We start from the raw sequence: 10,874 nt of genomic DNA on the forward strand, positions 1-10,874 counted from the left end.
CGCCCTCGTGCAGTTGCGCTTCACTTCGTTCGTCGTGATCAACTTACGGCGGGACTTGCACCCGCAAGAGTGCGCCCATGCTGGGCGCACAAAGAAAACGGGCCCCGAAGGGCCCGTCGTCCTGCCGCAGGCCCCTCGGCAGGGGCCACGTTGTCAGCGCGCTGGCGTGGCGACCTCGGACTGGATCTTCCAGGCCTGGCCTTCGCGCACGAAGCGCAGCGTCTTGTTGACCACGTCGTTGTAGTCGCTGGAGCGGTAGGTCTGCTTGAAGGACGCCTGGGCGGCATTGGCGCCGTCCGCGCGCACCTGCAGGTCCTCCACCGTCACGCTGATCGGGCCGGCCTTGGTCACGCGCGAGCTGCGCAGCGACTTCCAGGCCTCCACGCTGCCCTGCTGCGGACGGAAGCTGCTCGAATAGAAGGCCATGTAGTTGTTCAGGTCCTTGGCCGACCAGGTGCGGGCCCAGGCCTGCACCGTGGACGCCACGCCGGACGTGTCGGGCGTGGTCTGTGCCGGCACCGGCAGCGGGCGCGGTGCAGGCGAGGTCTGGCCCGGCGTGGGCTGCAGCGGCGGCCGGGAGGCCACCACGGCCGCGGTGTCCAGCACCTGCGGCGGCGTCATCTCGGTGCTGCACAGCACGGCCTCGTCCTCGGCCTGGCCGCCCTCGGGCACCTCGGGCGCATCGACCATCAGCGGCTTCTGGTTCATGGCGGGCAGCAGGCCGTTGGTCTGCTGCAGCACGCGGTAGCCGGCCAGCAGGTAGTCGTAGCGGGCGTTCACCACCGCGCGACGGGCCTGGAACACCTCGTTCTCGGTGTCCAGCAAGTCCAGCAGCGAGCGCTGGCCGATGTCGAACTGCTGGCGGAAGGCCTCGCGCGCCTTCTCGCTGGACAGCTGGTGCTGCTCCAGGTAATTGAGCTGCTCGCGCAGGCGGCGCAGGTCGTTGTAGGCGATGGTGGCGGTCTGGCGGATGTTGCGGCAGGCCAGGTCGCGCTGGTCCTGCGCCGCGTAGAAGTTTTCCTGTGCCGCACGAGCGCGGGCATCGTCGGCACCGCCGCGGTACAGGTTGTAGTTCAGCACCACCTGCACCGAACTGTTCTGCACACGCTGCACGGTGTCCAGGCCCGACAGCTGCTTGTCGGTGCCGGTCTGCGCCACGAAGGCCACGGTGGGCGACTTGGCGGCGGTGCGCACATCCAGGTCGGCGCGGGCGGCGCGGATGCCCGACACGGCCGACAGGAAGCCCGGGTTGCGGCGCATGGCCTCGTTCAGCACCTGCTGGGCAGGCGGCAGGTTGGCCGAGGTCTCGGGCACCGGCGCCAGCTGGGCCGCGGGCAGCTGGCCCACCAGGCGCTGGAAGCGCTGGGTCACGTCGTGCAGGTTGGCGCTGTCGGTCAGCCAGTTCGACTGCGACAGGGCTGCGCGGCCCTGGGACAGCTCCAGATCCACACGCTTGCCCACGCCGGCCGAGGCCCGACGGTCGAGCTGCTCGCGCGTCTCGTTGTGGAAGCCCCAGTTGTCGGCAGCCAGGCGCTCCAGCTCGCGGTAGCGGGCCACGTCGATGTAGGCCTGCACGGCCTGCAGCGCGATCTCGTCGCTGGCGGCCAGGTAGTCGTAATAGCGGCTCAGCTTGGCAAAGCCGGCACGGCGCGTGTCGCTGGACGCGGCGCCGCCGTCGAACAGGGTCTGACGCAGCTGCAGGTTGGCGCCGGGGCGGCTGTAGCTCTGGCTGTCGTTGCCGCTGATGCGGCTGCTCTGATAGCCGGTGAAGGCCTGCAGGTCCACCTGCGGGCGCAGCGCGCTGCGCGCCACCGCCTGTTCGGCGTCGGACGCCTGGTACATGCGCAGGCGGGCCAGCACCTCGGGATTGCGGCTGATGGCCAGGCCGACGGCATCGCCCAGCGAGGCCGGGGGCAGCGCGGTCGCAGCAGCCGAAGGCGCCGCCGCGGGCATCGGCGCGGGCGCCGAAGTGGCAGGCGTCTGGGCGACGGCGACACTGCAGGCCAACAGGGCGGCCACGGCAACGGGGCGGAAGGTCAGCATGGACATACGATCAATCAAGGTCCCGAGTGGATTTGTAAAAAAAGATGGCGCGTGTCTGGTTGTTGTCAGGCTTTGTTCGCACGCGCCGCGCAACTGGGCAGGCCAACTGCATCAATCTAATAAATTATTCTACGTATCGGTAACAGATCGGTTAAGAATGTTGCAACACTTCGCTTACATTCGGAACTTTTCCGCACTGGGCCGCTGAAGGACGCCATTCCGCCTCCCCCCTCGCACGCGGCCTGTCGTGTTTACGCAACTCTTCTTCGCCCTGTTGCCCGGCCCGCGCACGCCGCCCGTGGCGGGTCGCCGGACATGGGTCGCACTGCTCCTGGCCGTGCTGCTGGCGCTGGGCGGCCCGGTCGGCGTCCGCGCCTGGGACGCGGCGCTCATGGAGCGCACCATGGTCCAGCGCTACGGCGCCTGGGGCCAGCAGGCCTTCACGGCCTGGCGCACGCTGGTGGACAGTGCCGCCCAGCTCGACGAACGCGAGAAGCTGCGCCGCGTGAACGAGCACTGGAACCGTGCGGTGCGCTTCGGCGAGGACATGGAGATCTGGGGCCAGGAGGACTACTGGGCGACGCCCGTCGAGACCCTGGGCCGCGGCCGCGGCGACTGCGAGGACTACGTCATCGGCAAGTACTTCACCCTGCGCGCCATGGGCGTGCCCGAGGAGCGACTGCGCCTGACCTATGTACGCGCCCGCGTGGGCGGCGCCACACAGGCGCACATGGTGCTCAGCTACTACGCCACGCCCGAGGCCATGCCGCTGGTGCTCGACAGCCTGGTCTCCAGCATCATGCCGGCCAGCTCGCGCCCCGACCTCACGCCCGTCTTCAGCTTCAACGCCGAAGGCATCTTTGCCGGGCCCGGCAACACCGCCAGCCACCCGGTGGACCGGCTCACCCGCTGGCGCGACGTGCTCGCGCGCATGCGGGCCGAGGGCTCGATCCCATGACCTTCCCCTGCCCTGCCGGCGCCGGTTGCGGCCACCGCGCCCGGCCCCGTCCCCTCCAAGGAGAAATCCCGTGTCCCTCTTGAGACGACTCTGGCTCAGCGTGCTGCTGGCCATGTTCGCGGTGCTGCTGGGCACCTGGGCCGTCAGCATCGCCACCTCGCGGCTGTACCTGCAGCAGCAACTGCTCGCGCAGGGGGCGGACGCGGCCGTCTCGCTGGCCATGTCCATCTCGCAGCAGGGCGACGACCCGGCCATGGCCGAGACCCTGGTCAATGCCCTGTTCGACAGCGGCCACTTCCAGCAGGTGCGCTACACCGACGTGAAGGGCCAGGTCGTCGTCGACCGCAACCGCGGCACCGTGCAACCGGGGGCGGACGTGCCGGCCTGGTTCACCCACCTGCTGCCGCTGCAGGCCACGCCGGGCGAGGCGCTGGTGAGCAACGGCTGGCAGCAGGCCGGCCGGGTAAGGGTGATCGCCAGCACCCAGTACGCCTATGTGGCCCTCTGGCGCGGCACGCTGCTGCTGGGCGCCCTGCTGGCCCTCACGGGCCTGCTGTGGGGCATGGGCATCACGGCCCTGGTGCGCTGGTTGCGCCGGCCCCTCAAGCACATGGCCGACCAGGCCGATGCGGTGGGCAACGGCCAGTTCCACACCATCGAGGAGCCGCGTGTGACCGAGCTGCGCAGCATGGCGCGCGCACTCAACCGCATGGTGGCGCGGGTGCATGCCATGTTCACCGAGCAGGCGGCCCAGATCCGCCGCCTGCATGCCGAAGCCACGCGCGACCCGGTCAGCCGCCTGCCCAACCGCGAGTTCTTCATGGGCGCGCTGCGCAATGCCCTGGACGACGAGGCCGAGGACCCGGCCGGCGGCCTGCTGCTGCTGCGCGTGGGCAACCTGATGGCGCTGAACCGGCAGATCGGCCGCGAGCGCGCGGACCGCTGGCTGGCCGCTGTGGCCAAGGCGCTCTCCGGCGTGCTGCCGGCCGAAGGCGACCGGGTGCTGGCCCGCCTGAACGGGGCCGACTTCGCCTACCTCTGGCCCGGTGGCAGCGCGGCCGAGCGGGCCGAACTCGCACGCCGGGCCCATGCCGCCGTGCTGTCGCTGCAGGATGCGCGCGACGGCGACCTGTCGAGCGCCTTCGCACCGCCCGCCTCCGGCTTCGCGCCCCTGCCTACCGGATTCGGCGCCCTGCCCAGCGACTTCGGCACGCTGGCGATCGGCGAGCCGGCGCCGGGCGCGCCAGCCTCGGGCTGGACCGACGCCGGGGCACGCCTGCCGGCTGCCCAGGTCGATGTCGCGCACGGCCACTGGCACCGCGGCGAAAGCCCGGGTGAGGTGATGGCACGGCTGGACGCCGCCCTGATGCAGGCCGAGGGCGCCGTGCGCGGCATCGCCGAGGCGGCGGAGCCCGGCAGCGAGGTGCCGGTGATCGGCGAAAGCGGCTGGGACAACCTGCTGCAACAGGCCCTGCAGGAGCAGCGCTTCACGCTGGTCTTCTATCCCGTGTGCCAGACCGATGGCCGGCTGATCCACCACGAGGCCATGCTGCGCATGACGCCCCCGCCCGATGCGCCCGAAGGCAGCGCGCTGCTGTCGGCCGGCCAGTTCATGCCCGCCGCACTGCGCCTGGGCTGGGTGCAGGAATGCGACCTGATCGCCACCCGCCTGGCCCTGGACAGCCTGCAGCGCCAGCCCGGGCCGCTGGCGGTCAACCTCTCGCCGCGCTCGCTGCTGGAGCCCAGCTTCCTGCCGAGGCTGGACACGCTGCTGCGCAGCCATCCGGCCGAATGCAACTGGCTGTCCTTCGAGCTGAGCGAGCGCGGGCTCGAAGAGCATGTGGACGCCCTGGCCATGCTCGCCCAGGTGCTGGCCCGCCACGGCTGCCGCCTGGGTGTGGAGCATTTCGGCCGCCAGCTCGCGCTGCTGCCGCGGTTGCACGAGCTGCAGTTGCACTACCTGAAGATCGACGGCTCCTTCGTGGCCAGCGTGGAAAGCAGCGAGGGCTACCGCCGCCTGGTGCAGGCCATGGTGGAAGTGGCACGCGGCCTGGGCGTGGAGGCCTATGCCGAGCAGGTGTCCTCGGCCGGTCAATGGCGCGCGCTGGCCGGCCTCGGCATCGGCGGCGTGACCGGGCCGGCCGTCACGCGCTACCTCAACCGCTGAATCCGACCCCCTAAAACGTCGGACCGGGCGGCGACGCGGCCAGGCCGCGCAAGCGCTGCGCGCACGACCGTCCAGGCATCCGAGCGCACCCGCGCGTCTCGCAAAAAAAAGCAGCCCCCGCGAGGGGGCTGCCTTGCTTGGGGCCTTCGCCGATCAGTCGGTGATCAGCTTGCCCTGGTTCAGCAGGTTCTGGATGATGGCCGCGTCGGTGAGCGAGTTGTTGGCCGTCAGGTCCACGTTGCTCAGCACGATCTGCTGGGTCACCGCACCGCCGGCCGCGCCGTCGTGCTTCACGTCGATCACCGTGTCGCTGCCCGACTTGCTGAAGTGCAGGAAGCTGCCGAGGTTGCCGATGCCGCTGTTGTGGTTCTCGCCCTGGAGCAGGTCGCGCAGGTCGAGCACGTCGCCACCGTTGGCCTTGGAGGCCGTGCCGAAGTCCGTGACGATGTCGCGCGCCGGCGTGGCCGACGTGCCTTGGTCGCCCAGCTTCCACACGAAGGTGTCGGCACCGGCGCCGCCGGTCAGCACGTCGTTGCCCGAGCCGCCGCGGATCGTGTCCGCACCGTCGCCGCCGCGGATCGAGTCGTCGCCGGCACCGCCGTTGATGACGTCGTTGCCGGTGCTGCCCACGATGCGGTCGCCATGGTCGGTGCCCGTGTAGTCCTGGCCGGTGGTGGTCGTCAGCTGGATCTCGGACGGCGCCTCGATCCTGATCGTCACCGTCGAGGTGGCGGTGTCGCCGTCCTTGTCGGTCACGGTGTAGCTGAAGTTCTGCGTCACCGACTGTCCCGGGGCCAGCGTGTCGCGGGTGGCGCGGTTGACCTCGAAGTCGTAGGTGCCGTCGGCATTGGCCTTCATCGTGCCGTACTGGCTCGTCAGGTCGCCCCAGCTCACGCTGGCCAGCCCGTCGGCGCCCGCCTGCGCATCCACCTGGCCGGTGATGTGCGGCAGCGCATCGGTCGAGCTGATGCTGCCCCACAGGCTGTAGGTGTTGCTGGCCTGCTCGTCGGTGTAGATCGTGTTGACCAGGTTGCCGCTGGCATCCTTGAAGCCCTCCACCCGGAAGGTGTAGCTCTGGATGCCCACCTGCACGATCACATCCTGCGCCGGCAGGCTGATGATGTCGCGCGAGGCCACGGGATCGTTGCCGTTGGGCGTCTCGGTGTGGTCGAACAGCACGTTGAAGCTCACCGCCGTCACCACGCCGTTGATCACCACGTTGGCGGACATGGTCATCGTGACCTTGTCCAGCGTGGACGAACCGCTGTTGATGGGCCAGTTGTCGTGCGTGAAGTCGGCCAGCTTGAAGGGCGTGCCAGCCTTGATGGCGGTGCCCGTGGCGCTGGTGTAGCCGATGTTGTCCACCAGCGTGTAGCCCGACTGGCCGCTGCCGCTGGCCGGCGTGCCCCAGCTGATCTTGTCGATCAGGCTGTCGTTGTCGGTGTTGGACTGGCTGGTCTGGCGCGTGCCGTTGTCGAACACCGGGTTGATCCAGCCGCCCTGCAGCGAGTTGATGCTGATGCTGTCCGCGCGCACGAAGCCGGTGGCGGTGCTGTTGGCGGCCACGGGGCTGTCGTCCTCCACGCGCACCGTCAGGCTGCCGGTGGTGGCGGCGGCCCCGTCGCTCACGCGCACGCCCACGTTGAACTGACTCACGTCCTCCTGGCCCTTGACAGGCTGGTCGAGCGGCTTGCTCAGCGTGACGGTGTAGGCGCCGTCGTTGCCGATGGCGACGCGGATGGCCTCGGTGCCCGTGGCGCTGCCGATGTGGCCGATCAGCTCCTGCGTGCCGGCGCCGGTCCAGACGATGGCCTGGCCACCCGAGGTGAGGGCCGTCGTAGGCGCCACCAGCGTCACCGCCAGCGTGTCGCCGTCGATGTCGCCGATCACCACGTTGCCCGTCGCGGTGCGTGCGTTGGTGGTGTCGGTGTTGCCCGTGGTGTCGGGGATGCCGCCCGGCAGGCCCTCTTCCGAGACGGCCGCCACGGCACCCGCCTGGATGGTGGGCGCGTTGTTGGTGCCGCCGATGGAGATCACCAGTTGCGCCGTCTCGGTCTTGCCGGCTTCGCCGGTGACGGTGTAGGTGAAGGTGTCCGTCACCGTCTTGTTGCTCGGCAGGCCGCTGGCGTTGTCGGCCACGTAGGTGTAGCTGCCGTCGGCATTGAGCGTGAGCTTGCCGTACTGGCCGGTCAGCGTCTGGCCGGGCGCGGCGGTGGCGGTGGAGGCCACGCTGGTCGCGTCTCCGCCGGTGTGCACGCCGGTGACCACCAGGCCGGTGCCCACGTCCTTGCCGCCGGCATCGGCGCCGCTCTGGATCACGCCGTTGGCCGCGGAGACGGTCAGGGTCGCACCGCTCTTGACCCTGCCGACGTCGTCGTAGGCAACGATGGGCGCATTGGTCTCGGTGTCGCTGCCGGTGCCGGTGGTGGTGGCCGTCGGCACCGTGTCATACACGGTGGCCACGGCCGTGACGGAGAGGTCGCCGGTGTACGAGGCCGGCACCGACAGGGTCAGGCCGGTGATGGTCACCGCATGGGTCACCGGATCGACGTTCACCGTGTAGCCGCCATTGCTCGTGAGCGGCAGCGTCCAGGTGCCATCGGCATTGGCCGTGCCGGCCGACAGCGTCGCCCCCGCAGGCACGCGCAGCACCACGCCGCTGACGAACTCGGAGTTGTCCACGTCGCTCGGCGTGACGGAGACCGTCACCGGCACCGTCTCGCCCACCACGTAGCTGACCTTGTTGAGCACGTAGTCGTCGTTGGTACCGGGCGCGGCGAAGTCGATGCGGCTGATCAGCGCGCCGGTGTCGCTCTTGACCGTGATCGAGGGATCGATCAGGTCGGTCACGCCCGTCACCACGCCGCCGCCGATCACACGGCCGGCTGCGTCGTACAGCGTGTAGCTGGCGTGCTCGGTCGGGTTCAGGTACGAGAAGGTCAGCGTCGCGCTGGAGGCCGCCTGGTCGAAGGCGATGGACAGTTTCTCGGACTTGCCGGACTGGTAGCCCAGCTCGGTGTCGGCACCGTTGCTGGCGGCACCGGCCACGCCGAAGCCCACCACGCCGCCACCATTGATGAAGCTGATGGTGCCCGGCGTGCCGTCCAGCTTGGTGGCCGTGACCTTGAAGCCCTGGTCGGTCGAGCCTGCGTTCTGGCTGGTCACCGTCACTTGCGTGGCCACCGGCGTTCCCAGGTCGACCGTCACTGCGGGCGTGTCCGCCACCGGCGCGATGGCCACGTTCACCGTCGTGGTGGCCGTGCCGCCTGCGCCGTCGCTCACCGTGACGGTGAAGCTGTCGTTGCCGGCGTAGTCCTTGGTGGGCGTGTACGTGTAGCTGCCGTCGGCGTTGACGACCACCGTGCCATGCGCCGGGTTGCTGCCCTTGGCATAGCTGAGGTTGTCGCCATCCACGTCGGTAGCCACCACCTTGCCGGTGACGGGCGTGTCCTCGGGGGTCGACACGGCGTAGCTGGTCGGCAGCACCGGGTTGTCGTTGACCGGGTCGATGCCGATGGTCACCGTCGAGGTGGCCGTGCCGCCCTTGCCGTCGCTGACCGTCACGGTGAAGCTGTCGCTGCCGTTGTAGTCCTTGCCCGGGTTGTAGGTGAAGGTGCCATCGGCGTTGACGGTGACGCTGCCATGGGCCGGATCGCTGCCCTTGGTGTAGCTCAGCGTGTCGCCGTCCACATCGCTGCCCACCACCTTGCCACTGACCGGCTTGTCTTCCTGGGTCGTCAGCTCGTAGTTGGGTACCGTGGGCGCGTCGTTGGTCGGCGTGACGCCGATGGTCACGGTCGAGGTGGCGGTGCCACCGTTGCCGTCGCTCACCGTCACCGTGAAGCTGTCGCTGCCGTTGTAGTCCTTGCCCGGGGTGTAGGTGTAGCTGCCGTCGGCATTGACCACCACGGTGCCGTTCTTCGGATCGCTGCCCTTGGTGTAGCCGAGCGTGTCGCCGTCCACGTCGCTGCCCACGACCTTACCGCTGATGGGCGTGTCTTCCGGCGTGGTCAGGCTGTAGTTCGGCGCGGTGGGCGCATCGTTGACCGGCGTGACGGTGATGAACACCGTCGATGTCGCCGTGCCGCCGTTGCCGTCGCTCACCGTCACGGTGAAGCTGTCCTTGCCGTTGTAGTCCTGGCTGGGCGTGTAGGTGTAGCTGCCGTCGGCGTTGACGGTGACCGTGCCATGCGCCGGGTCGCTGCTCTTGGCGAAGGTCAGCGTGTCGCCGTCCACGTCGGTGGCGGCCACCTTGCCGCTGATCGGCGTGTCCTCGGGCGTGACCAGGCTGTAGTTCTTGGTCGTCGGATCGAAGCTCTGGCCCGGCACGTTGGGCACGTCGGTGGGCACCGGCGGATCGTTCACCGGCGTGATGTTCATCGTCACCTTGGCGGTGTCGGTGCCGCCGCGGCCGTCGTCCACCGTGTACTGGAAGTCGACCTTGCCGTTGAAGTCCTTGTTGGGCGTGAAGGTGAGCGTGCCGTCGGTGTTCAGGCTCAGCACGCCGTCCTTCAGGGTCACCGGCGTGCCGACCGCGATGGGCTGTCCGTTGATCGCCGTGATGCTCAGCGCATCGCCATCGGGATCCACGTCGTTGGAGCGCGGATCGAAGGTCAGCGGTGCGTCCTCGAAGCCCGTGACCACGTTGTCCAGCGCGTTCGGTGGATCGTTCACGCTGTCCACCACGATGTTGACGGTGGCGATGTCGCGTGCCGTGCCGTCGCTCACCGTGTAGGTGAAGCTGGCCGGACCGTTGTAGCCCGCATCGGGGTTGAAGGTGATGGTGCCGTTGGCATTGAGCGTGGCGGTGCCGTGCTCGACCGCGATGGCCTGGCCGACCGTGGCAGCCTTCCCGTCGATCTGCGTCACGTTCAGTGCTTCGCCGTCCACGTCGGTGTCGTTGGCCAGCACGCTGATGGTCACGGCCGTGTCTTCCGGCGTCGTGGCCGAATCGTCCACCGCCACGGGAGCGTCATTGGCGCCCGTCACCGTGAGCGTCAGCGTCGTGGTCGAGGTGGCGCCCGAAGGATCCGTGACCGTGTAGCTGAAGACGTCCTTGGCGCTCTCGCCATCGTCCAGGCCTTGCGCGGCTGCATTGGGCGCATAGGTGTAGCTGCCATCGGCATTGATGGTCAGCGTGCCCCACTGGCCCTGGATCGGATTGCCGGCATCGACCGAGGTGCCGTTGAAGCCGACCTTGACCACCGACAGCGTGTCGCCGTCCTCGTCGCGGTCGTTGGCCAGCACGCCGCCCACCGTGCCCACCTTGAGCACCAGATCTTCGCTGGTGATGTTGGTGTCGGCCACCGCCACGGGTGCGTCATTGACGCCGCCCACGGTGATGGACACGGTCGCGGTGGAGGTGCCGCCGTTGCCGTCGCTGATGGTGTAGGTGAAGCTGTCGGCGCCGTTGTAGTCGAGGCTGGGGGTGTAGACCGGGTTGCCGTCCGCGCCCAGCGTCACGGTGCCGTGCGAGGGCTGCGTGAAGCCGATGATGCTCAGCGTGTCGCCGTCCACGTCGGTGTCGTTGCGCAGCACCGGGATGGAGATCGGCGTGTCCTCGGCGGTGTTGACCGCGTCGTCCACCGCCTTGGGCGCGTCGTTGACGGGCGTGACCTCGACATTGACCGTCGCCGTCACCGGCGTGCGGCCATCCGTCGCCGTGTACGTGAAGCTCAGGTTGCCGTTGTAGTCCTTGTTGGGCGT

4 protein-coding genes are annotated in these 10,874 nt (G+C 69.2%); 2 read left to right on the top strand and 2 right to left on the bottom strand.

Going from position 1 to position 10,874, the window contains the following annotated elements:
• Positions 1–153: 153 nt before the first annotated feature.
• Positions 154–2,043 (bottom strand): TolC family outer membrane protein, encoded by a 1,890-nt coding sequence (locus ABIC63_RS29630; protein ID WP_294369849.1) that lies wholly within the window; start codon positions 2,041–2,043, stop codon positions 154–156.
• Positions 2,044–2,290: 247 nt separating this feature from the next.
• On the opposite strand from ABIC63_RS29630, the gene ABIC63_RS29635 reads away from it, so the two are divergent.
• Both ABIC63_RS29635 and ABIC63_RS29640 read left to right on the top strand, forming a co-directional pair.
• Positions 2,291–3,001, top strand: a complete 711-nt coding sequence (locus tag ABIC63_RS29635) for a transglutaminase-like cysteine peptidase (RefSeq protein WP_294369854.1) — start codon at positions 2,291–2,293, stop codon at positions 2,999–3,001.
• A gap of 70 nt (positions 3,002–3,071) precedes the next feature.
• A complete protein-coding gene (locus ABIC63_RS29640) occupies positions 3,072–5,168 on the top strand; it encodes a bifunctional diguanylate cyclase/phosphodiesterase (RefSeq protein ID WP_354322428.1) in 2,097 nt (698 codons plus the stop codon).
• A gap of 153 nt (positions 5,169–5,321) precedes the next feature.
• Here the strand turns inward: ABIC63_RS29640 and ABIC63_RS29645 are convergent.
• Positions 5,322–10,874 (bottom strand): cadherin-like domain-containing protein (locus tag ABIC63_RS29645; RefSeq protein WP_354322429.1); only part of this gene is annotated, 5,553 nt, incomplete at its 5' end.

Origin of the sequence: Pseudacidovorax sp. 1753 (genome assembly GCF_040544975.1) — a bacterium.
Taxonomy (GTDB): Bacteria; Pseudomonadota; Gammaproteobacteria; order Burkholderiales; family Burkholderiaceae_C; genus Xenophilus.